Source organism: Streptomyces sp. ALI-76-A (assembly GCF_030287445.1).
Lineage (GTDB): Bacteria > Actinomycetota > Actinomycetes > Streptomycetales > Streptomycetaceae > Streptomyces.
In genome coordinates, this window is sequence record NZ_JASVWB010000002.1 from 4,728,640 (window position 1) to 4,750,085 (window position 21,446).

Here is a 21,446-nt window from a genome sequence, read left to right on the forward strand (position 1 = left end):
CGCGTCAGGTGACGTACCGGCCGTCCCACGGTTCGCCGAACTCGAGGCGGTCCGGGTAGAGCTCCGCCCAGGACTCGCCCTCGTCCTCGCGGATCACCAGGCCGAAGCGGACCCCGTCGACGGTGAGCTGGAAGGGGCGTATGGCGATGTCCGTGTAGGAGCGGCGGGGCAGGCTGCGCAGGAGTTTCGCCAGGTGGATGCGGGCGCGGCCGAGGACAGAGTCGTTGCCGTCCGGGGCGCGCTGCTGGTCGGCCCAGGTGCCGGCGCACCAGATGTCCGAGTCGCGGTAGTGGCCTTCGGCGTCGAAGGTGTGGAGGGCCACGTAGAGGCCCTTGTGCTCTTCCCAGCCCTCGTCGGGACGGAAGCCCTCGGGGAAGGCGTACGTGATCGACGCGAGGAACTGACCGTCCGCGTACCGGCCGATGGACTCGGTGTGACGCCTGGGCACGTAGGCGATCGGAATGACCTCGGGTACTGCCATTGCCATGGCGGAAACCATACGGGTGGACGGGGACCCGCAGGTAGGGGGTACGGCCACGGCGAGGGCCCGGGAGGCGGTGTTCCGCCTCCCGGGCCCTGTGCCGCTCGTGTGCGCTACGCCGTCGGCTTCTCCTCCAGACGCGGGAAGAGGACCGCGCCCTTGGTGACCGTCGTGCCGGCCGGCAGCCTGCCCCACTCACCCGACTCCTGGACCTTCTGGTCCGCGAGGGGACCGAGGGAGGCACCGGCGCCGAGCGAGTCCCAGAGCTTCTGGGAGGTGTCCGGCATGACCGGGTTCAGGAGGACGGCCACCGCGCGGAGGGACTCCGCGGCCGTGTAGAGGATCGTGGCCAGGCGGGCCTTGCCCTCGTCACTCGTGTCCTTCGCCACCTTCCACGGCTCCTGCTCCGTGATGTAGCCGTTGACCTGCTTGACGAAGTCGAAGACGGCCAGGATGCCGCCCTGGAAGTCCAACTCCTCGCCGATCTTCCGGTCGGCTTCCGCCACGGCCGTCGCCAGGCCGTCCCGGACCGCCTTCTCGGCCTCGCCGGACGCCGTCGCCTCCGGCAGCGCGCCGTCGAAGTACTTGCCGACCATCGCGGCGACGCGGGACGCCAGGTTGCCGTAGTCGTTCGCCAGCTCGCTGGTGTAGCGGGCCGAGAAGTCCTCCCAGGAGAAGGAGCCGTCCTGGCCGAAAGCGATCGCGCGCAGGAAGTACCAGCGGTACGCGTCCACGCCGAAGTGCGAGGTCAGGTCCTGCGGCTTGATGCCCGTCAGGTTCGACTTCGACATCTTCTCGCCGCCGACCATCAGCCAGCCGTTCGCGGCGATCTTCCCGGGCAGCGGGAGGCCCTGCGCCATCAGCATCGCCGGCCAGATCACCGCGTGGAAGCGGAGGATGTCCTTGCCGACCAGGTGGACGTCGGCGGGGAAGGTCTCTTCGAACTTCCGCTGGTTCTCGTTGTAGCCGACCGCCGTGGCGTAGTTCAGCAGCGCGTCGACCCACACGTAGATCACGTGCTTCGGGTCCCAGGGGACCGGGACGCCCCAGTCGAAGGTCGAGCGGGAGATGGACAGGTCCTGCAGGCCCTGGCGGACGAAGTTCACGACCTCGTTGCGCGCCGACTCGGGCTGGATGAAGCCGGGGTTCGCCTCATAGTGGGCGAGCAGCTTCTCCCCGTACTCGCTCAGCTTGAAGAAGTAGTTCTCCTCGCTGAGGATCTCCACCGGCTTCTTGTGGATCGGGCAGAGCTTCTGACCCGCGAAGTCACCCTCGCCGTCGAGCAGCTCGCCCGGAAGCTTGTACTCCTCGCAGCCGACGCAGTACGGGCCCTCGTAACCGCCCTTGTAGATCTCGCCCTTGTCGTACAGGTCCTGCACGAACTCCTGGACGCGATCGGTGTGCCGCTTCTGCGTGGTGCGGATGAAGTCGTCGTTCGCGATCTCCAGGTGCTCCCAGAGGGGCCGCCAGGCCTCCTCCACGAGCTTGTCGCACCACTCCTGCGGGGTCACCCCGTTCGCGTCGGCGGTGCGCATGATCTTCTGACCGTGCTCGTCCGTGCCGGTGAGGTACCACACCTTCTCGCCGCGCTGACGGTGCCAGCGGGCGAGCACGTCCCCTGCGACGGTCGTGTAGGCGTGGCCCAGGTGAGGAGCGTCGTTGACGTAGTAAATGGGGGTCGAGACGTAGTACGCCTTCGCCCCCGGCTTCTCGGTTCCAGTGGCCGCCATGCCCGAAATCCTACTGGGCGCGCGAAGATCGACTCACATGCGTTTCGGGGGGCGGACCGGAGACCGGTCCACCCCCCGAAGAGGCGCTACGGGCGCCAGGCGGCGAGTACGCCCTCGTAGAGCTCCGTGTCCGTGAGCTCGCGGGGGGACGGGCCCGCGTGGAAGAAGGACGTGTTGTCGGACTTCAGTTTGCGGAGGTAGTCGAAGGCCTTGTTCTCGTGCTCGCCGAAGGCGACGAAGGAGAAGAAGACGGCGGGATGGGTCTTCGCGGCCTCGGTGAGGGACTGGGTGGCGGGGGTCTTCGCGTCGGGGGCGCCGTCGGTCTGGAAGACGACGAGGGCCGGGGTACCGGCGGGGGCGTGCTTCTCGTGGTGGGTGAGGACGTCCTCCACCGCCGCGTGGTAACTGGTACGGCCCATGCGGCCGAGGCCGGCGTGCAGCTCGTCGATCTTGTTTTCGTACGCGGTGAGGGTGAGGTCGCCGGTGCCGTCGACCTCGGTGGAGAAGAAGGTGACGTGGACCGTGGCGTCCGGGCCCTCGGGGTCGAGGTGGGCGGCGAGGGCGAGGGTCTGCTCGGCGAGGGACTGGGCGGAGCCGTCCTTGTAGTACGGGCGCATGCTCGCCGAGCGGTCGAGGACGAGGTAGACCTTGGCGCGGGTGCCGGTGAGGTTCTTGGCGGTGAGGACGGACTCGGCGGCGCGGTGCGCGGTGCGGAGGTTCGCCGGGACGGGGACGGGGGCGGGGGACTGCGGCTGCGGGGCGTCGTCGGTGGCCTCGGCTTCGCCTTCGGCCTCGGTGTTCCCACCCGCACCACCCGTGCTGGTTTCGTCGTCGGCCGCGGGTGGCCCCTGTGGGGCTTCCTCGGCGTCGGCGGCCGCGGGCTCCGGGGCGGACGGCGCGGGTTCCTCTGCGACCGGTTCTTCTGCGACCGGCTCCTGTGCGACCGGTTCTTCTGCGACAGGGGCCTTGGCCGCGGGCTTCTCGGGCTCGGGCTCCGGCTCGGGGGTGGCCTCCGCGACCGGCACGGGCTCCGGCTCCGGTTCGGGGGTGGCTTCCGTCGCCGGGAGCGGCTCGGGCTCCGGGGCTGCCTCCGCGGCCGGCTCCTGCTCCCGCTTGGGGGTTGCCTCCACGGCGGGCTCGGGCTCCGGCTCGGGGGCTACCTGGACCGGCTCCGGCTCCTGCTCCGGCTCGGGGGTTGCCTCCGCGGCCGGCTCCGGGGTCGGCTCGGGCGTCGGTTCCGGCTCGGTCGGTGTGGGGTTCTCCGCGAGCGGGGCCTTGGCCGCGGGCTTCTCCGGCTCCGGGGTGGCCTCCGTGGCCGGATCGGGCTTCTCCGGGGCGGGGGTGACGGCCGGGGCCTCGGCCGTCGGCTTCTCCGGGGCCGGCTCGGGCTTCGGGTCCGGGGTGACCTCCGTGACCGGTTCGGGGGTCGTGGCCGGGGGCTTTTCCTCGGTTGCCCTCGGCTTCGGGACCGTCACGTTGTCGAAGGCCGCCGATACCAGCTCGTCGATGACGGACGGGGCCTGCTGGGGCCCGGGCGTCGGCTCGGGCTCGGTGGCCGGTGCCGGTACGGTCGTCTGCTCGGTCTTCTGCGCGGCGACCCGCTCCGCCCCCTGCGAAGGAACCGCGTCGGTGTCGCGCCCCTTGGGTGAGCGGCCGAACGCGTTGCGCAGGCGAGAAAGAATGCCCATCAGTGTCCTTTCGAGGGGGAACCACCGCTTCAGACGGTGGGGGATCGAACGTGGCTCTGCGGTGCGGACGTCCTCAACAGGGCCGGGCGGTGCGCGCCCCTTCGCGTTGAAGCCGTCAATCCCTGGCCAGGACGGACACGTAAGGTTAGCGGCCCGGGTGGTGATCTTGGGCGGGGGCGGGTCATAGGCCGCCCCCGACGTCAAGGGCGACAACAGGACGCCGTCAACCGGCCTACCGCCACCCCGGGTTCATTCCCAGTTCATCGTCACGTCCCGTTCCCGCACAGACGTGCGCCTAGCGTCCGTGACGTCGGATTCAAGGGGAAGCAAAGGGAAGAGCCATCGTGCGCATGCAGCTGCCGTTGATCAGAACGTCGTCGTCCGACTCGCATCCCGGTGGGCGGTCCGCCCTCACCTGCCGGTTCCGGTGTGGTGACGCCTGCTTCCACGAGGCGCCCAACACCTCCGCCAACCAGTACGTCGGCGATGTCATCGCCGGCGCGCTCAGCCGTCGCTCGATGATGCGGGCCGCCGCGGTCGTCACCGTGGCCGGTGCCGCGGGCACCGCCCTCGCCCAGCCGGCCGCCGCCGCCCAGCAGAGCGCCGGCGTCGGCGCCGCGACGCACAAGCCCGGCGCCGCCAAGGGCGCGCGCGGCCTGCGATTCACCGCCGTCGCACCGAACACCGCCGACACCGTGACCGTCCCGGACGGCTACCGGCAGAACGTCGTCATCCGCTGGGGCGAGCCCATCCTGCGTGGCGCGCCCGCCTTCGACCCGGAGAAGCAGACCGCCGCCGCCCAGGCCGGTCAGTTCGGGTACAACAACGACTTCCTCGCCCTGCTCCCGCTGCCGGGCGAGCGCGGCCGGCAGGTCCTCGTCGCCAACCACGAGTACACCGACGAGGTGCTCATGTTCCGTGGGTACGACGCCGCCCACCCCACCCGCGAGCAGGTCGAGATCGGCTGGGCGGCCCACGGGCTGTCCGTCGTCGTCGTCGAGGGGGACCGCAGGAGCGGGAAGCTCACCGCCGTCTCCCGGCACTCGCTCAACCGGCGGATCACCGCCACCACCGAGTTCCGGCTCACCGGCCCCGCCGCCGGCTCCGACCTCCTGAAGACCTCCGCCGACCCGACCGGCCGCAAGGTCCTCGGCACCCTCAACAACTGCGCGGGCGGGACCACCCCCTGGGGCACCACGCTGCACGGCGAGGAGAACTTCAACCAGTACTTCGCCAACGCGAGCCGGGCCACCGACAAGCGGTACGGCATCGGCACCGGCGCCACCGAGCGCAAGTGGGAGCGGTTCGACAAGCGGTTCGACGTCGCCCAGGAGCCGAACGAGGTGCACCGCTTCGGGTACGTCGTCGAGCTCGACCCGTACGACCCGCACTCCACGCCCCGCAAGCACACCGCGCTCGGCCGGTTCAAGCACGAGGGCGCGACCGTGCGGCTCACGCACGACGGCCGTCCCGTCGTCTACTCCGGTGACGACGAGCGGTTCGACTACATGTACAAGTTCGTCGGCAGCAAGCGGATGAAGCACGGAACCTCGCGTGCCGTGCGCGAGCACAACCTCTCGCTGCTCGACGAGGGGACGCTGTACGTCGCCAGGCTCACCGGTGACTCCCCCGCCATCGAGATCGACGGCACGGGCAAGCTCCCGTCCGACGGCGAGTTCGACGGCAGCGGCGAGTGGATACCGCTGGCCACCGCGACCGCCAAGGGCGCCGTCTCGCACGTCGAGGGCATGACGGCGGACGAGGTCTTCGTCTTCACGCGGCTCGCCGGGGACAAGGTCGGCGCGACCAAGATGGACCGGCCCGAGGACATCGAGCCCAACCCGCACACCGGCAAGGTGTACGTGGCCCTCACCAACAACACCAACCGCGGGATCGGCACGAACGCCCCGGCCGACGAGGCCAACCCCCGCAACGCCAACAAGCACGGACACGTCCTGGAGCTCACCGAGCGCTGGAACCGGGCCGACAGCACCCGGTTCGCCTGGTCGCTGTTCCTGGTGGCGGGCGACCCGAACGACCCGGCGACCTACTTCGCCGGGTTCCCCAAGGACAAGGTCAGCCAGATCTCCTGCCCGGACAACGTGGCCTTCGACCCGCACGGCAACCTGTGGATCTCCACCGACGGTGCCCAGCTCGGCTCGCACGACGGCCTGTTCGGTGTCGCCACCAAGGGCGAGCGGCGCGGTGAGCTCAAGCAGTTCCTGACCATGCCGATCGGCGCGGAGACCTGTGGCCCGGTCGTCCAGGACCGGCGCGTCCTGGTCGCCGTGCAGCACCCCGGTGAGATCAACGGCGCCACCGTGGAGAAGCCGGCCAGCACCTGGCCCGACGGTCCCGGCAAGATCGTCCGCCCCTCGGTCGTGGCGGTCTGGCGCGCGGACGGCGACGACATCGGCGTCTGACAGGACAGGTCGGCAAACCCGGGAACCGGACACGTCTGACGAACGGCGGCGCCCGGAACCGGGACGTCCGCCGGTGATCGCGTCACCCCGCTCGAAAGGAGCGCGGTGGCGCGGTCGCCGTTCTGGTCGGCTCTCCGCCCTCCTGGGGCCGCGCGTCGCCGTCCACGCGGGCCAGGAACTCCCGCAGCGCCTCGTTGAACTCCCGTGGCCGCTCCAGGTTCGGCAGGTGGGCCGCGCCCTCGATCACCCGCAGCGTGGCGTCGGGGAGGAGCGCGTGCATGTCCCGCGCGTCGGCGACCGGGGTGTACGTGTCGTCCGCGCCGACGATGACCAGCGCGGGCACGGTGACGCGGGTCAGCAGGTCCCGGTAGTCGGGGCGCTCGGCCCGTCCGCGCAGGGCCGCCGCGGCGCCCTCCGCCGGGGTGGCCGTCATCATGCGGTGGACGTGCGCCCTGACCTCGGCGTCGGCGTACGGGGCCACCATCCTGTCCAGGACCTCGTCGGCGTACCCGCGCATGCCCTCCCTCAGGAGGCGGTCCGCCATGGCCCGGCGGGAGCGGACGCCCTCCGGTGTCTCCGCCGCCGGGAAGGTGTCCGCCAGCACCAGCCCCCGGACGCGGTCACCGAACCGCCCGGCGCACTCCATCGCGATCTGGCCGCCCATCGACAGCCCGGCGAGGACGAAGGCGTCCACCTTCAGGTCGTCCAGGAGTGCCGCGATGTCCTGGGCGAAGTCGGAGAGACGGGTGATGCCGGGCACCACCGGCGAGGCGCCGTAGCCGCGCAGATCGGGGGCGATCACCCGGCGGGTGGCGGAGAACTCGGCGGTCTGCGGGGCCCACATGGTGCGGTCGAAGGGGTGGCCGTGGACCAGGACGAGGGGGACTCGGGAGGTTTCTGGGCCTTTGTCCTCATACGCGAGGAACGCCGGGAAAGGGGTCATGTGCTCGACCTTAGATCGCCCCAACTGCTCGGTGCAATAAGATCTTTGCCCTCGGTGCAATCGAGGGGGGACCCGTGCACGACTACCGGCGCATCGCCGACCGGCTCGCCGACGACATCGCCGCCGGGCGCCTCAAGCCCGGCGAACGGCTGCCCCCGCAGAGGGTGTTCGCGCGGCGGCGCGGGATCGCCGGGTCCACGGCGGGGCGGGTGTACGGCGAACTGGTGCGCCGGGGGCTGGTGGTCGGGGAGGTCGGCCGCGGCACGTTCGTGCGGGCGGGTCCGGCGGGGCCGGGAGCCGGGCGGGCGCTGACCGAGGCCGCGACCGCCGCTCCGGTCAACCTGGAGCTCAACTACCCGTCGGCGCCGGGCCAGTCGGAGCTGCTCGCCGCCACCCTGGCGCCCCTGGTGCGCCCCGACGTGCTGACCGAGGCGCTCCGGCCGGCCGCCGCCACCGGAACCGCCGCCGCCCGGGAGGCGGCCGCCGCCCTCCTCGCCGGTCCCGGCTGGCGGCCCGCCCCCGGACAGCTCCTGTTCGCGGGCAACGCCCGCCAGGCGATCGCCGCCGCCCTCGCCTCCCTCGTCCGGCCGGGCGGCCGGGCCGGGGTCGAGGCGCTGACGTATCCCGTGGTCAAGGAGATCGCGGCCCGGCTCGGCATCACGCTGGTGCCGTTGGCCTCGGACGAGGACGGCGTCCGTCCGCAGTCCGTCGCCGCCGCCCACCGCACGGCCCCCCTGTCCGCCCTCTACCTCCAGCCGACCCTGCACAACCCGACGTCCCTGACCACCGGCGAGCGGCGCAAGCGCGAACTCGCGGCATTGGCCGTCGACTTGGACCTTCCGGTCGTCGAGGACCGCATCTGGTCCTTCCTCGCCGGCCCGGTCACCCCGCTGGCCGCGTACGCGCCCGCCCTCACCCACGTCGTGGACGGGCTGTCCAAGCGGGTCGCGCCCGGCCTCACCGTCGGCTTCCTCGTCGTACCGCCGCACCGGGTGGACGCCGTGGCCGCCGCCGTGCGGTCCGGTGGCTGGAGTGCGGGGCGGTTCGCGCTGGAGGCGGCCGTGCGGTGGGCCGCCGACGGGACGGTGGAGCGCCTGGTCGCCGCCAAGCGGGCGGACGCGGCCCGCCGGCAGCGGATCCTCCAGGAGGAGCTGCGCGGCTTCTCCGTACGGTCCGATCCCCGTGCCTATCACGGCTGGTGGGAGCTGCCCGCGCCCTGGCGGGCGGACACCTTCACGGCCGCGGCGGCGGCGCACGGGATCGCCGTCACGCCGGGCCCCGCCTTCGCCGTGGACCCCCACCGCACCCCGGACGCGGTCAGGCTCGGACTCGCGTCGGCGGCTGTGCCGGATCTGGAGCGGGCGCTGCGGACACTCGCCGGCGTCGCGCGACAGGGCCGTACCGTCCGGTGAGCCGGCAGGACAGCGCCACCGTCAGACCGATGACGACGAGCAGCCAGGAGACCGTGCGCAGGGTGGCGGTGAGGGCGTCGTAGACGGCTCCGGCGGCCGGCTGGTGGGACGGGTCGGGCAGGCCGGCGAGGGTGAGCCGGCGGCCGGCGGCCACCACGAGGCCGAGGAGCGCGCCGCCGGTGGCGGTGCCGAGGGCGGTCGCGGTGACCGCGCGGCGACGGCAGGCCGCGACCGCGATCCCGGTGACGGCGAGGACGGCCGCGGTGACGGGCAGCCAGAAACCGGCGAGGTCGAGCAGGGCCGGCGGAGCGTTCGTCAGGCGTGAGAGCACCGTTCCAGGCAAGGGCCCTGGGGCCGGGCGGGCGAGCCGGACGACTGCGTACGGGTGCGTCCGGTGGGCCGGACGGGGGGTGGGAGCGGCGCGGCCCTGGTGGAACCGGGGATTCCGCTCTCCGGTGGAGGGTTCACCCGAACGGGTGTTTCCTGGAGCTGGGGAGAAGGAGGCCGATCCATGCGCACCACTCCGGCCCTGCGGACCCTGGCCGCGGCCCTGTTCACCGGCGGCACTCTCGTCGCCGCGACAGCGGGCACCGCCGCGGTGGCCACCACCCCGCCGGGGTACGCCGACGGACACGACGGCGGCGGATCCGGTGGTCCGATCTGGTGCACCGTCGTCTCCGGTACCGCCCTCAAGGTGAGGTCGGCGCCCACCACGCACGCCGACGTCGTCGACCGGCTCCCGCCGGGCACCCACGACCGTGTCGAGTGCAAGGTCCGTGGCCAGAGCGTGAACGGCGATCCGTACTGGTACTGGCTCGCCGGGGCCCAGGGCTGGGCCGGCGCCGCGTTCGTCGGCACGGGCGGACACCGGGTGCCGAACTGCGCGGACCCGTGCCCGCGGTGGAAGGACGGCGGCTGGCACAACCCCGATGGGAACGACCCCGGTTGGAGCGAGTCGTGGGCCGTGTCCGCCTCGGTTTCCTGGTCCGCCTCGGGTGCCGGCTCCTGGTCTTCCTCGGATTCGTGGAGCTGGAGCGTCACCGGGTCCTCATCGGGTGCTTGGGACCGGCTCCCGGTCGGCCGGTGAGTGGAGGGATGAGGGAAGGCGTGGGCCCCGGCGAACGTGCCGGGGCCCACGCGCTGTTGTCCCTGCCGCGCGCCGGACGCCGGACGCCGTGAGCCGGACGCGGCGCGGTCGGCAGCGGGCGACGGGCGGTCAGCGGATGCGGTTGCCCTGCGCGTCCTCGCGTGTGTAGTAGCGGTAGAAGAACGCGACGAAGAACCCCGCCATGACGACCAGGCCCAGGACCGTGGCGCTCAGGACGCTCGCGCCGGACTGGTTGTAGAGGAAGGCGATGGCCGCGCCGGCGAAGGCCGACTTCGTCAGCGAGTGCGCTTCGCGCCTCAGCCGCGGGGCCAGGGTCGCCACGGCGAGACACAGCACGATGAACGCGAAGGCGGTGACGAAGCCGAAAAGGAGGTTCCAGCCGGTGATGGGACCGTCGCCGCGCCGGTTGGCCGCCGCCCAGTAGCCGTAGACGAGTCCGAGGACGACGGGTATCCCGATCCTCGCCGCCCGGTGGACCCGTTCGCCGAACAGGTCGGGCGTGCGGGCCGGCGGCCTGGCCGTGGCCTTCGTCCCGCGCCGCATTCCTCGGGACCTGGGTGCCGCGTGAGCCATCGGAGCACTCCTCTCTCCTCGCCCCCGCCTTCCAGAGCACACCGGGGGACGGACCCTGGCAAGTCGGCGCGGGGACGTGCGCGAGCCGGTGCGGCCGGGCGGTGCGGATGCGGGCCTGCGGGCGCCGTGCTTCGCTGGGGCGCATGAGGGCCGTGAGTGACGGCGGGCCCGGCCGGCGCCGGAACCAGCTGCTGCGGGTACGCGGCCACAGCGTCGCCTGGCTGCCTCCGCTGCTGCTGCTCCTCGCCATCACGGGCGTCGACTTCCACACCACCGGCGAGTTCCGGATCATCTCCTGGATCGTGCTGGTTCCCGGCATCGCCGCGGCGATCTGCGGAGTGGGGCTCACGGCCGCGTTCGCCGTGGTCGCGCTCGTGACGTACTTCCTGGCGGACGGCGCCTGGCCGCACCAGTACCGGATCGGCCTCCCGGACTTCATCCTGGTCGGCATCGGCGGTCTGCTCGCCACGCTGGCCTGCGCGGTACGGGTACGCGGCGAGCGCCACATGCTCCACATGCGGGACATCACCGAGACGATCCGCCGGACCGTGCTGCGCCCGCTCCCGCCGGGCTGGGGCGGCCTCGACCACGCGGCCGTCTACCTCGCCGCCGACAGCGAGGCCCGCGTCGGCGGCGACTTCTACGACATCCAGCCCGGCCGGTACGGCACCCGGGTCCTCCTCGGCGACGTGCAGGGCAAGGGACTCGGCGCGGTCGAGGCGGCGGCCGCGCTGCTCGGCACGTTCCGCGAGGCGGCCTACCACGAGCCGGACCTGCTGACGGTCGCCCGGCGCCTGGAGATCCGGATGCGGCGGCACGGGCTGCACGTCACCGCCCTGGGCCGGGAGGACGGCGACCGGTTCGCGACCGCCGTGCTGCTCGGCTTCCCCGTGGACGCCTTCGACGTGGTGGAGGCCGTGGTCTTCGGTCACGAGCCCCCGCTCGCGGTCGGCCCCGACGGCGTACGGCACCTGCCGCCCGGCGACGGCCTCCCGCTCGGGCTCGGCGAGCTGGTGGCGGACGGGCTGCCGCCGCTGCGCAGGGTGCCCCTGGCCCCCGGCACCACCCTGCTGCTGACCACCGACGGGGTGACCGAGTCCCGTGACGGCGCGGGCTGCTTCTACCCGCTCGCCGACGAGGTGGCCCGCGCCGTCGCCGCCGACCCGCACGCCGCCGACCCCGGCCGCCTGGTCGCCCTGGTCCGCGACGGCACTCTCGGCCACTGCGGCGGCCGACTGGCCGACGACACCACGGTGTTCGCGGTGCGGCGGCTCGACGAGACCCCTTGAAAGGGACGTTCGCCGTCCTGAGGCCCACCTTTGCAGCCGCAGCGGTTACGGTGCTGACGTACGTGATCGACGGGGGATGGGGAGGGAACCGATGCCGGGGACCGTGCTGCTGCTCGCCGCCTCACCGGTGGGCAAGGGCTGTCTGGTGGACGCGGCGTCCGTGCTCCCCGTTCTCGCGGCGGTGCCGCCCGCGGTGCTGTCGGGCACCGAGACGGCGAACGTGGTCGAGCTCGCCGACCCGCTGGAACCGCAGGCCGTCCTCACCCGGCTGCGTGCCGCCGCGACGGCCCCCGGACCGCTGACCGTGTTCGTCACCGGCCAGCTCCTGCTGGACCGCCGCCAGCACCTGCCCCACCTGGCGCTCGCCCGCACCACCACGTCCACGGTCCGCTACACCGCCTTCCCCTGGCACTGGCTCCGCGAGGAACTGCGGCTGCGGGCACCCGGGACGACGGCCCTGCTCCTGGATCTGCACGCGGACGCGGAGACCTGGACGTGGCTGCGGGGCAACGTGCTGGACTGCGGCCGGAACAACGCGGTGTACGGGCGGATCGCGCCGCCGCCGTCACGGCGGACGGTGGCGGTGCCGACGTACATGAAGGCGGTCGCGACGATTCTGCGCAGCGGGCGCCGGCCCGGGTTGGCGGAGTTGCATCAGCAGGCGTTGGCGCGGCTGGGGAGCGACGGGTACGGCGACCTCGTACTGACGTCACCCGGGGCCGGGGTGGCCGCCGTTCCCGGGGGCTCCGTCCCCAGCCCCCCGTATCGGCCCGAACGGCCTCGTCCTCACACGCCGGACGGACTGGATACGGCGAACCGGAACGACGAGGGCGACGCCCGGCGGCGGAGCGAGCGGGCTGTCCCGCGCGAGGGTGAGGACGACGCCCGGCGCGAGCGTGCGGGTTCCGCCCGGTGGCGCGGCGAGAACGACATCCCGCGCCCGGGTGAGGACGACGCGCGGCGGCGGGGCGAGGACGACGCCCGCAGTGACGACGACGGCGGTGGCCGCCGGCATGGCGGGGACGGCCTCCCGCGGCCGGGCGAGGGCGACGTCCCGCGCCCGGGTGAGGACGACGCGCGGCGGCGGGGCGAGGACGACGCCCGCAGTGACGACGACGGCGGTGGCCGCCGGCATGGCGGGGACGGCCTCCCGCGGCCGGGCGAGGGCGACGTCCCGCGCCCGGGTGAGAGGGACACGCGGCACCGGAGCGAGGGTGAAGCCGCACACCGGGGCGTGGGTGACGCCCGGCGTCGGGGCGGGGGCGACCGGCGGCGGAGCGAGCGCGAGGTGCGGTGGCGGGAGGACGATCCGCATGCCTACATCACCGCCGCCGTGCAGGACGGGCGGCACCAGGACGCCGACGCGCTTGCCGCGGAGCATGAGCGGGCCGCCGTGCGTGCTCATGGGCCCGGGTCCGAGCACGCCCTGCACTGGGCCGAGGTCCGGGCGGATCTGGCCATGTTCGCGGGGGATCCGGTGCGCAGCTGCCGGACGTGGCTGGCGGTGGCCGGGGCGCGGCTGACCGCCGGTCAGGCGCCGGACTCGCCCGCCGTGGAGGCGGCCGTCGACCGGGCCCACCACCAGTGGGGCCAGATCCGGGAGCCCGGGCCCGCCCGTGAGCTCGGGCGCGTGCTGGCGGAGGTGCGCGGACGCGTCCCCGGCCGTCGGCAGGGCGCCCTGGAGAACGTGCACCGCCAGCTCCGCCAGTTGCAGACGCAGAGCTGACGCGGCGCCACGGGGACGGCGTCGCCGGCGCGGGCAGGAGGGGCGTCCGGGACGGGCAGGAGGGGCGTCCGGGACGGGTGCCGGCGCGGCCCGCCGGGGTCACCGCGTGTCCCCCAGTGAGACCAGCAGGGTGCGCGGCAGGCGGTTCAGGTCGCCGCACTCGTCGACGGCCGGGCCGGGTCGGACAGCAGGCCGCGCTGGTTCCCGACGTGGCCCTCAGGACCTTGTCGACCCTCTCCCGCCCGTCGTCCGTCAGCGCGATGTGCAGGCTGCGGCGGTCGACCGGTACCGCCTCGCGGGTGACCAGGCCCTGGGCGGCCAGCCGGTCCACACGGTGGGTGAGGGCGCCGGAGCCGATCAAGACGCCGGTGGCGAGTTCCCTGGCGGTGAGGGGCCGGTCGCCGCGGCGCAGGGCGGCCAGGACGTCGAACTCCCAGTCTCCATGGCGTGCCCGGCGAGGTAGTCCTTCAGGCTGGTGCCGAGCAGCCGTGACAGCCGCAGGACGCGGCTGACCGTGCCCATGGCGTCCAGGTCCATGTCCAGGTCCAGGGCGGCCCACTGGTCGAGGAAGCCGCCGACGCGGTCGCGGGCGTCATGCGGGGCGGTCACCTCGCCGCCCCTTCGTCGGTTCGGTCGAGCGCGGTGGTTCAAACGCCGTGGTTCGACATCGAACAGTTTCGCCCCATCCGTGGATCGGCGCTCGCCTGCGCGACGTCTAACAGTTCGACGTCGAACGAGGGCAGACGCAGCCGCCGACGGCCCGCTCCGGCTCCGCCGCTCTCGCCGGACCCGCGTTCGCCGCCAGGACCAGGGTGACCACGGTGATCACGGCCGCGGCCAGCCCACGGGTGTAGCGCTCGGTGGTGCTGGGGCGTTCAGGCACGGTGACCTCGCAGCGACGACGGTTCGGACGGCGCGGCCGGCTCTGGCCTCCCAGACGGTTCAGAGGCGGCACAGCGGCAACGTAAACGTGCTTAACACGCCGTTTAACCTAGAGGCTGTCGAAGTCGAACGGCAAGAGTCACCAGGGGAGTTGGGCCATGTCGGAGCGCGACGACCCGGTGACGATCGGGCGCCGGGTACAACAGCTGCGGACCGCCCGCGGGCTGACCCAGAAGCAGCTGGCGGAGCCCGCCTACACACCGGCGTACATCTCCACCCTGGAGGCCGGCCGGGTCCGGCCCTCCGACGACGCGCTCCGCCATCTCTGCGACCGGCTCGGGGTCGGCTCCGACGAGCTCACCACCGGCCGCCCGGCCCGGCTCGTCACCGGTCTGCGCCTGAGGCTCACCGAGGCCCAGCGCACCCTCGCCGGCGGAGCGGCCGAGGCGGCGGCCGAGCAGTACGCGGTCCTGCTCTCCGAGGCCGAGTCGCTCGACCTCGCCGAGGTGAGCGCGGCGGCCCTGCTCGGGCTGGGCGAATGCGCTCTGGAGACGGGCGCGTTGGAGGAGGGCCGCCGCTGTTTCGAGCGGGCGGAGGAGCTGTGCGGCGACCAGCCGCTGCCGGCCCGCGTCCCGGCCCTGCGCGGACGTGCCGTGTCCCACTACCTGGCGGGTGAACTGCGGTACTCCGTCTACCTGCTGGAGTCCGCCATCGACGAGCTCAACCGCGGCGGCCTGCACGACCCGGACGCCCTGCTCCTCCTCTACGCCAGCGTCATCGGCCCCTACATGGACATGGGCGCCCACGCCCGCGCCGCGCAGGCCGCCGAGTTCGCCCTCGCCCTCGCCCCACGCGCCGGAGACCCGGCCCTGGTCGCCCGGATGCACCGCTCCGTCGCCCGCACCCTCCTCGCCGAGGGCCGGCTCGCCGAGGCCGACGCCTCGCTGGCCAAGGCGGCCGAGCTCTACCGGCAGCTGCACCTGCGCACCGAGCTGGCCAACTGCCACTGGATGCGGGGATACGTGTACGCGCAGAACGGCCGGCTGGAGCGCGCCGAGGAGGAGCTGCGGCAGGCCCTGACCATGCTCTCCGCCCGGCGCGCGGCCCTCTACTCCAGTCAGGTCACCGTCGAGCTGGCCGGTGTCCTGCACCGGCGCGGCACGTCCGAGGAGGCCGCCGCCCTGCTGCACGGGGTGCTCAGCGACCTCGGCTCCGAACGCGGCGCGCTGCACGCGGCCGCCGCCCACCGCCTCCTCGGCATCATCGCCGAGGACGCCCGGGACACCGACGCCGCCGAGGAGCACTACGTCCGTGCCCTCAGTCTGCTGGAGCGCGCGGGGGCCGCCGGTGACCTGGCCGACCTGTGCCGGCTGCTCGGGGACCTGCTGCGCCGCACCGGCCGGGTGGAGGCCGCGCTGGACGCGTACCGCACGGGACTGGGCCACCGTACGGCCCCCGGCACCACCACTCTCGGTCCCGCACCCGCGCAGCCTCCCCTGTGAGCGCGGTGGACCGTCCTCACGGCAGTGCGTTTCGGGCTGCGGGCGAGGGGTAATCGACCGGCGCGCACCAGGTCGCGCCATGACCCATGATCCCGGTCCGGAGGAAAGCCCGGATCAGGCCCCCACGGACGATAATGGGGCGCTGACCGAAGGAGGCGGTGGCCCGTGCGGCCCAGGGACGACCGCGACGGCGCCCCCGGCGACGACCACGGCCCGTACGGCACGTCGGGCGGCGACACCGGGACGCCCTACGGCGAGGACCCGCACGAACAGCAGAGCGAGCGGGTGCAGGCCGCCCATGTGATCGCCGAGGGCGTACGGGGCGCCCAGCCCGTGGAGATCCCCGCGCGGCTGTGCATGGTCGCGGTCAAGCTGCTGCCGGTGATCGGCGCGAGCGTGTCGCTGCGCGCCGGCGGCATGCCCGTCCAGCTGAGCGCGAGCAGCGACCAGGCCTCGTACATGTCGGAGGTCCAGGCCACCCTGGGCGACGGGCCCTGCATGTACGCCGCCGAGACCGGTGCCCCGGTGCTCGCCTCCGACCTCACCAGCGGTCCGGACACCCGCCGTTGGCCGGTCTTCGCCCAGCAGGCGACGGCCGCCGGGGTGCAGGCCGTCTACTCGGTGCCGCTCGGGAACGACGCCGTGTGCGTGGGGACGCTCGACCTCTACCGCGCCACCCCCGGCGAACTCACCGACCGTGACCTGCGTACCGCGCAGCTCGTGGCGAGTGTCATGACGGTGGCCCTGATGGCACTGCCCCGGGGGGAGGAGAATGTGCAGGGAGGAGGAGAACCCTGGCTGAGCGGTCTGGCCGCCGATCACGACGAGGTCTACCAGGCCATCGGAATGATCATGGTGCAGCTCGGCGTCGGCTCGGACGAGGCGCTGGCCCGGTTGCGTGCCGACGCGTTCGCGAACAACCGCACCGCCCTGGAGGTGGCGCGCGATGTGGTCTCGCACAGGAAGAGGTTCGACCGTGACTAGGAACTGTCCGGCCCGCCGACCGGCGAACCGGCGTGGTGACGGTGTGAGGAGGCAGGGATGAACCGCGAGCTTCAGCTCATCCGCGCCTTCGTCGACCTCGCGGACACGCTGGGCGCGCGCTTCGACCCGCTCGACCTGTTCGGCCGGCTCAGCGAGCACTGCACGCAGCTGCTGGCGGTGGACGCGGTCGGGGTGGTGATGGCCGACGCGCGGGGCACCCTGCGCGCCATGGCGTCCTCCGACGACGACCTGGGCCGGCTCGACCTGCTCCAGGTCCGCCAGGAGCAGGGACCGTCCGTCGACTGCTTCCGCACCGGCGAACCCGTCACCGCCGACGATCTGCGCCAGGGAGTCCGCTGGCCCGCCTACACGGCCCACGCCCTGGAGGCCGGTTACGTCTCCGTGCACGTGCTGCCGCTCCGGCTCGACGGCCGCGCGATCGGCGCGGTGGCCCTCGCCAACCGGCACAGCGACGTCCTGCCGGCCGGCGACATCGTCGTGGCGCAGGGACTGAGCGACATCGCCGCGCTCACCCTGGCGCACTGGCCCGCCGAGGCCAGGCGTCCGCACGATCTGCTCACGTCCCTGCAGGCCGCGGTCTCCGCGAAGGCGTCCGTGGAGCTGGCGAGGGGACTCCTGTCCGAGTACGCGGGGATCTCCTTCACCGAGGCGTTGCGGCTGCTGCGCCAGTACGCGGAGAAGGAGGGGCTGTCCGTGACGGCTGTCGCCCGCGCGCTGTCGGAGCGCACGCTCGCTCCGGAGGAACTGCTGGAAGGAGTGCCGGGCCGCGCCTAGGATCGATGATCATGGACACACTGGCTCTGTTTCTGATCGTCGCGGTCCTGCTCGTGGGCGTCGCGGGCATGGAGAGCCGCATCTCCCGTGCGGACCGCCGCGTCGCCCGGGTCGAGCGCAAGGTCGACCTGATCCTGGACCACCTGGGACTGCGCGAGCACGACCCGCGGATGGACGAGGTCGCCGCGCTCGCCCGCGAGGGCAGGACGGTGCAGGCGGTCAAGCGGTACCGGGAGATCACCGGGGACGGCCTGAAGGAGGCCAAGGAGGCGGTCGACCGGCTGGGTTAGGGCGCGTGTTGCGTCGCGGGGCAGGCTCGGGACCTTCGCACCACGTCCTGGTCCGCCGCGGCGCTAGTGCCGTGGCAGGCGACGTTCGCCCCGTCGCGACGCCCGGCACGCCCTCTCGCCGCACCGGCCGAAAGCCCGAGTACATCCAGTACGAGGGCTTCCGGGGCATGCCGAGAGCACGCACCGGACGCCGCTCCTTGACGGGCAAACGTTGCCTGCCGCGGCACTAGATCTGCGCCCGGCCCTGCTTGTGCACCTCCGCCAGACGCCGCGCCCCCAGGTCCAGGGCCGCCCGGGTGACATCGGCGGACACGTCGCCGAGGCCGCCGTGGGTGAGCCCGATCGCGTCGTCGCCGACGCGGACGACGGCGACGTCCAGGGTGAGCACGACCGGCTCGCCGTTCAGCGTCGCGCCCACCACGGCGATCCGCAGACCCTGCCGGGCGTCCCCCACCTCCGGCAGACCCGCGTCGGCGACATAGACGTCCGTCACCTTGCCCTGGGCGCTCGTCGCCGCGAACTGGGCGCACTTCCGCGGCAGGGTCCGCAGCCAGGCCAGGCTCCGCTCGACGTCCGCCGGTCTGTGGGTGACGACCTGGTAGCGCAGCTGGGACCCGTTCCAGACGTCGTCGAGGCCGACCGCGGCACGGGGGCGGGTGTCCGCGCCGAACAGTTCCTCGGCGTAGAGGGCGTCCAGCAGCCGCCGGCACTCGGGCTTCTCCGCGGTCGCCTTCAGCAGCCCGTCGTGCCAGGTCGCGGCGCCCTGCGTGGGAGCCCAGGGCTCGCCCAGGTCGGCCTCCGTGACGAGGGCGGCCCGGGCCTGCGCCTGGGTGAGGCCGGCCGGGGACGGGGCGGCGGAGGTCGCGGGCGCACTGCTCGGCGGCGTGATGTCGGCCTTCCGGGCGGTGGGCGGCGCGCTGAGAGCGGAGCAGGCGGTCACGGCGGCCAGGGCACCCAGGGCGAGAACGGAGCCGACGAGGGTGCGGGCGGCCGGAGCTGGGGTCATCGGGGAGGTCTCCTTGACGGACGTCCAAGATCGAGTACGCCCTCCTACGGCACCACCTGCCCGCCCGCTCCACCAGTGAGCCGGGCCGTCCGGGTGAGCGGGCACCGACACGCGGCGGCACACCGGCCCACCCCGCCACCGCGCGAAAACCCGTCGCCGCCTCCTCCGCCCCGCTGCTACCGTCCCCGCATGCAGCGCGCCCACGCGGTACGTCCGTCCGTGACGACGACGCCGGAGAGTGTCCCGGCGCGCTGACAGCTGAGCTGACATCGAAGCCCCGGGGCGAGTGCCCCGGGGCTTCGTCGTGCGGGGGCTCGTTCAGGGCGGACCGTGAGGAGAGCCACCGTGCACGACCACCGCCGACTCGGCCGTGAACTCGGCCTGTTCGACACCGACCCGCTGATCGGCGCGGGGCTGCCGTACTGGCTGCCCGACGGGGCCGTCGTCCGGCAGGTCCTGGAGGAGTACGTCCGGGAGACCGAACGCGCCGCCGGCTACCGGCACGTGTACTCACCGGTCCTCGGCAAGCGGGAGCTGTACGAGATCTCGGGGCACTGGTCCCACTACAGCGACGACATGTTCCCGCCGATGCGGCTGGGCGCGGAGGAGGTCGTGCTGCGGCCCAGCCTCTGTCCCCACCACGCGCTCATCTACCGCTCCCGCTCCCACAGCTACCGTGAACTGCCCCTCCGGATAGCCGAGTTGGGTGGCATGTACCGTTCCGAGCCGTCCGGCGTGCTCGGCGGGCTGACCCGCGTCCGGGCCATCCACCTCAACGACGCGCACATCTTCTGCACCCTGGAACAGGCCGTGGACGAGGCCCGGGACGCGCTGGCGCTGATCGGCCGCGCCTACGCCGACCTCGGCATCCGGGCCGCCCGCCACCGCCTCTCCCTCCGGCGAGGGCGGCAAGTACGTCGCCGGCCCCGGTCTGTGGCGGCGGGCCACCGCGCTGCTGCGGGAGGTGCTCGACAGCTCCGGCATCCCCTACGAGGCCGCCGAGGGCGAGGCCGCCTTCTACGGTCCCAAGATCGACGTCCAGATCACCGATCCCGCCGGCCGCGAGTCCACCCTCTCCACCGTGCAGCTCGACTTCCACCAGCCCGAACGCTTCGACCTGCACTACATCGGCGCCGACGGGGCGAGACACCGGCCGGTCATGGTGCACCGCAGCGTCATCGGCAGCGTGGAACGCGCGGTCGCGCACCTCGTCGAACAGCACGGCGGCGCCTTCCCGGCCTGGCTCGCGCCGGTCCAGCTGGCGGTGCTGCCGGTCACCCGGGCGCAGGAGGAGCGGGCCCACGAGGTGGTACGGCAGGCCGTGGCGCAGGGGCTGCGGGCGCAGGCCCACGGACCGGACGAGGGCAGCCTCGGGGCCCGGATCCGGGCCGCGCGCCTGGTGCCGTACCGGGCGGTGATCGGGGAGCGGGAGGCCGACGCCGGTCTGGTGGCCGTACGGCTGCGGGACGGGAACCGCCCGGGAGCCCTGCCCGTCGCCGAACTCCTCGGCCGGATCGGCGCCCGCGTCGGGGCTCGCGGCACCGGACTGTGGGCGGCTGCGTAAGGTCGGTCCGGTAACCCGTGGCGAGAGGATTCCCGACGTGACCGGTCAGCCCATCCCGGTGATCATCGACTGCGACACCGGCGTCGACGACGCCCTGGCCCTGCTGTTCGCCGTACGGCACCCGGGCATCGACCTGCGTGCGGTCACCTGCGTGGCCGGAAACACCGACGTCGACGGGGTGGTCCGCAACACCCTGACCGTGCTGGAGCAGGCGGGGGCGGCCGGCATCCCGGTCGCCCGGGGCGCCGAGCGTCCGCTGATCGAGCCGGTCCGCACGGCGCGGCACGTGCACGGCGAGGACGGGATGGGCGACCTCGGACTGCCCGCGCCCACCCGGACGCCGGTCGACGTGGACGCCGTCACCCTCCTCCGGCGGGAGATCCTCGCCTCCCCGAGGCCGGTCACCCTGATCCCCATCGCGCCCCTGACGAACATCGCCCTGCTCCTGCGCACCCACCCGGAGGTGGTCCGCAACATCGAGCGGATCGTGTTCATGGGCGGGGCGGTGGCCACGGGGAACGCCACACCGGTGGCCGAGTTCAACGTGTGGCACGACCCGGAGGCGGCGGCCGTCCTGCTCACCGCGGGCGTGCCGATCACCATGTACGGCCTGGACGTGTTCAAGCAGGTCCTGGTCCCGGCGGCGGACGTGCAGCGGCTGCGCGCCGCGGCGGAGCCCCGCCTGCGGTTGGCCGGCGAACTCCTCGCCCACCGCGACCCGGCCACCTCCGGCGACCCCACCCCGACCGGCGGCCTCGGCGACGCGGGCGCGGTCTGCGCGGTCGTCGACCCGCAGGGCATCACGACCGAGCCGCTGCCGGTCGAGGTGAGTCTGGCCCCGGGCCCGGCCCGGGGCCAGACGGTCGTCGACCGCCGGCCGCGCCCCGGAGAGTCCGAGATCCACCAGGGCGTCCGCGAGAAGCCCCTGGTGGACGTGGCGTTGGGCGTCGACGTGGAGCGGTACGTGAAGCTGTGGCTGACGACCGTCGAGGGCGTCTGACCGGCCTGCTCGACCACTGCGCCGCGGACGGCCGAGGGCCCCGGTGCCGC

At 73.5% G+C, this 21,446-nt stretch carries 18 protein-coding genes and 3 pseudogenes; 11 read left to right on the forward strand and 10 right to left on the reverse strand.

Annotated elements, in window-relative coordinates; genetic code table 11:
* Window positions 1–4: 4 nt before the first annotated feature.
* The 3 genes from QQS16_RS22085 to QQS16_RS22095 form a co-directional block, all read right to left on the reverse strand.
* Window positions 5–481: a hypothetical protein gene (locus QQS16_RS22085; protein WP_286066408.1), complete on the reverse strand. Its 477-nt coding sequence runs from the start codon at window positions 479–481 to the stop codon at window positions 5–7.
* Window positions 482–594: 113 nt separating this feature from the next.
* Window positions 595–2,211, reverse strand: a complete 1,617-nt coding sequence (gene metG / locus QQS16_RS22090; protein WP_286063572.1) for a methionine--tRNA ligase — start codon at window positions 2,209–2,211, stop codon at window positions 595–597.
* An 86-nt stretch (window positions 2,212–2,297) separates the two neighbouring features.
* Window positions 2,298–3,899 (reverse strand): VWA domain-containing protein, encoded by a 1,602-nt coding sequence (locus QQS16_RS22095; RefSeq protein ID WP_286063573.1) that lies wholly within the window; start codon window positions 3,897–3,899, stop codon window positions 2,298–2,300.
* A 344-nt stretch (window positions 3,900–4,243) separates the two neighbouring features.
* Here QQS16_RS22095 and QQS16_RS22100 point away from each other — a divergent pair, with 344 nt between their 5' ends.
* Window positions 4,244–6,322: a PhoX family protein gene (locus QQS16_RS22100; RefSeq protein WP_502963822.1), complete on the forward strand. Its 2,079-nt coding sequence runs from the start codon at window positions 4,244–4,246 to the stop codon at window positions 6,320–6,322.
* A gap of 82 nt (window positions 6,323–6,404) precedes the next feature.
* Here QQS16_RS22100 and QQS16_RS22105 read toward each other — a convergent pair whose 3' ends face one another.
* A complete protein-coding gene (locus tag QQS16_RS22105; protein ID WP_286063574.1) occupies window positions 6,405–7,265 on the reverse strand; it encodes an alpha/beta fold hydrolase in 861 nt (286 codons plus the stop codon).
* 74 nt (window positions 7,266–7,339) lie between these two features.
* Here QQS16_RS22105 and QQS16_RS22110 point away from each other — a divergent pair, with 74 nt between their 5' ends.
* Window positions 7,340–8,677, forward strand: a complete 1,338-nt coding sequence (locus QQS16_RS22110) for an aminotransferase-like domain-containing protein (RefSeq protein WP_286063575.1) — start codon at window positions 7,340–7,342, stop codon at window positions 8,675–8,677.
* Here the strand turns inward: QQS16_RS22110 and QQS16_RS22115 are convergent.
* Window positions 8,583–8,975: pseudogene (locus tag QQS16_RS22115) on the reverse strand (hypothetical protein); the annotation flags it as partial. The gene QQS16_RS22110 and the pseudogene QQS16_RS22115 overlap by 95 nt on opposite strands.
* 213 nt (window positions 8,976–9,188) lie before the next feature.
* Between QQS16_RS22115 and QQS16_RS22120 the strand changes: the two are divergent.
* Entirely contained in the window at window positions 9,189–9,764 is a 576-nt protein-coding gene (locus QQS16_RS22120) for an SH3 domain-containing protein (RefSeq protein WP_286063576.1), read from the forward strand.
* Window positions 9,765–9,893: 129 nt separating this feature from the next.
* Here the strand turns inward: QQS16_RS22120 and QQS16_RS22125 are convergent, their stop codons facing one another.
* On the reverse strand, window positions 9,894–10,358 hold the full coding sequence (locus QQS16_RS22125; RefSeq protein WP_502963823.1) for a hypothetical protein: 465 nt from the start codon (window positions 10,356–10,358) through the stop codon (window positions 9,894–9,896).
* Window positions 10,359–10,501: 143 nt separating this feature from the next.
* On the opposite strand from QQS16_RS22125, the gene QQS16_RS22130 reads away from it, so the two are divergent.
* Complete coding sequence (locus QQS16_RS22130; RefSeq protein ID WP_286063577.1) at window positions 10,502–11,647, forward strand: PP2C family protein-serine/threonine phosphatase; 1,146 nt, start codon at window positions 10,502–10,504, stop codon at window positions 11,645–11,647.
* Between the two features lie 91 nt (window positions 11,648–11,738).
* A pseudogene (locus QQS16_RS44000) lies at window positions 11,739–12,365 on the forward strand (hypothetical protein); the annotation flags it as partial.
* A gap of 604 nt (window positions 12,366–12,969) precedes the next feature.
* On the opposite strand, the gene QQS16_RS44005 reads toward QQS16_RS44000, so the two are convergent.
* The 3 genes from QQS16_RS44005 to QQS16_RS22145 all read right to left on the reverse strand — a co-directional run bounded on the left by QQS16_RS44005 (window position 12,970) and on the right by QQS16_RS22145 (window position 14,256).
* On the reverse strand, window positions 12,970–13,794 hold the full coding sequence (locus tag QQS16_RS44005; RefSeq protein WP_502963921.1) for a MarR family winged helix-turn-helix transcriptional regulator: 825 nt from the start codon (window positions 13,792–13,794) through the stop codon (window positions 12,970–12,972).
* On the reverse strand, window positions 13,731–13,982 hold the full coding sequence (locus QQS16_RS22140; RefSeq protein WP_502963824.1) for a hypothetical protein: 252 nt from the start codon (window positions 13,980–13,982) through the stop codon (window positions 13,731–13,733). Before QQS16_RS22140 ends, QQS16_RS44005 begins: the two co-directional genes overlap by 64 nt.
* A gap of 106 nt (window positions 13,983–14,088) precedes the next feature.
* Window positions 14,089–14,256 carry a hypothetical protein gene (locus tag QQS16_RS22145; RefSeq protein ID WP_286063579.1) on the reverse strand — a complete coding sequence of 56 codons (168 nt, stop codon included), beginning with the start codon at window positions 14,254–14,256 and terminating at the stop codon, window positions 14,089–14,091.
* A gap of 157 nt (window positions 14,257–14,413) precedes the next feature.
* On the opposite strand from QQS16_RS22145, the gene QQS16_RS22150 reads away from it, so the two are divergent.
* The 4 genes from QQS16_RS22150 (at window position 14,414) to QQS16_RS22165 (ending at window position 17,826) form a co-directional block, all read left to right on the forward strand.
* The gene (locus QQS16_RS22150; RefSeq protein WP_286063580.1) at window positions 14,414–15,757 is read left to right on the forward strand and encodes a helix-turn-helix domain-containing protein; all 1,344 of its coding nucleotides are present in this window, start codon (window positions 14,414–14,416) and stop codon (window positions 15,755–15,757) included.
* A gap of 165 nt (window positions 15,758–15,922) precedes the next feature.
* Complete coding sequence (locus tag QQS16_RS22155; protein ID WP_502963825.1) at window positions 15,923–16,741, forward strand: GAF and ANTAR domain-containing protein; 819 nt, start codon at window positions 15,923–15,925, stop codon at window positions 16,739–16,741.
* Window positions 16,742–16,798: 57 nt separating this feature from the next.
* Window positions 16,799–17,536 (forward strand): GAF and ANTAR domain-containing protein, encoded by a 738-nt coding sequence (locus QQS16_RS22160; protein ID WP_286063581.1) that lies wholly within the window; start codon window positions 16,799–16,801, stop codon window positions 17,534–17,536.
* An 11-nt stretch (window positions 17,537–17,547) separates the two neighbouring features.
* Window positions 17,548–17,826 carry a hypothetical protein gene (locus QQS16_RS22165; protein ID WP_286063582.1) on the forward strand — a complete coding sequence of 93 codons (279 nt, stop codon included), beginning with the start codon at window positions 17,548–17,550 and terminating at the stop codon, window positions 17,824–17,826.
* Between the two features lie 226 nt (window positions 17,827–18,052).
* Here the strand turns inward: QQS16_RS22165 and QQS16_RS22170 are convergent, their stop codons facing one another.
* Window positions 18,053–18,832, reverse strand: coding sequence for a hypothetical protein (locus QQS16_RS22170; protein WP_286063583.1), 780 nt, complete (start codon window positions 18,830–18,832; stop codon window positions 18,053–18,055).
* 345 nt (window positions 18,833–19,177) lie between these two features.
* On the opposite strand from QQS16_RS22170, the pseudogene thrS reads away from it, so the two are divergent.
* Window positions 19,178–20,396: pseudogene (gene thrS, locus QQS16_RS22175) on the forward strand (threonine--tRNA ligase).
* Between the two features lie 37 nt (window positions 20,397–20,433).
* Entirely contained in the window at window positions 20,434–21,396 is a 963-nt protein-coding gene (locus tag QQS16_RS22180; protein ID WP_286063584.1) for a nucleoside hydrolase, read from the forward strand.
* The last annotated feature ends 50 nt before the right edge of the window (window positions 21,397–21,446 follow it).

What these genes read in the sequence shown, in the direction of transcription:
- metG (WP_286063572.1), bottom strand. Translation starts at nt 2,211, where the DNA reads ATGGCGGCCACTGGAACCGAGAAGCCGGGGGCGAAGGCGTACTACGTC.
- QQS16_RS22125 (WP_502963823.1), bottom strand. Translation starts at nt 10,358, where the DNA reads ATGGCTCACGCGGCACCCAGGTCCCGAGGAATGCGGCGCGGGACGAAG.
- QQS16_RS22085 (WP_286066408.1), bottom strand. Translation starts at nt 481, where the DNA reads ATGGCAGTACCCGAGGTCATTCCGATCGCCTACGTGCCCAGGCGTCAC.
- QQS16_RS22160 (WP_286063581.1), top strand. Translation starts at nt 16,799, where the DNA reads ATGAACCGCGAGCTTCAGCTCATCCGCGCCTTCGTCGACCTCGCGGAC.
- QQS16_RS22105 (WP_286063574.1), bottom strand. Translation starts at nt 7,265, where the DNA reads ATGACCCCTTTCCCGGCGTTCCTCGCGTATGAGGACAAAGGCCCAGAA.
- QQS16_RS22165 (WP_286063582.1), top strand. Translation starts at nt 17,548, where the DNA reads ATGGACACACTGGCTCTGTTTCTGATCGTCGCGGTCCTGCTCGTGGGC.
- QQS16_RS22130 (WP_286063577.1), top strand. Translation starts at nt 10,502, where the DNA reads ATGAGGGCCGTGAGTGACGGCGGGCCCGGCCGGCGCCGGAACCAGCTG.
- QQS16_RS22095 (WP_286063573.1), bottom strand. Translation starts at nt 3,899, where the DNA reads ATGGGCATTCTTTCTCGCCTGCGCAACGCGTTCGGCCGCTCACCCAAG.
- QQS16_RS22150 (WP_286063580.1), top strand. Translation starts at nt 14,414, where the DNA reads ATGTCGGAGCGCGACGACCCGGTGACGATCGGGCGCCGGGTACAACAG.
- QQS16_RS22120 (WP_286063576.1), top strand. Translation starts at nt 9,189, where the DNA reads ATGCGCACCACTCCGGCCCTGCGGACCCTGGCCGCGGCCCTGTTCACC.
- QQS16_RS22170 (WP_286063583.1), bottom strand. Translation starts at nt 18,832, where the DNA reads ATGACCCCAGCTCCGGCCGCCCGCACCCTCGTCGGCTCCGTTCTCGCC.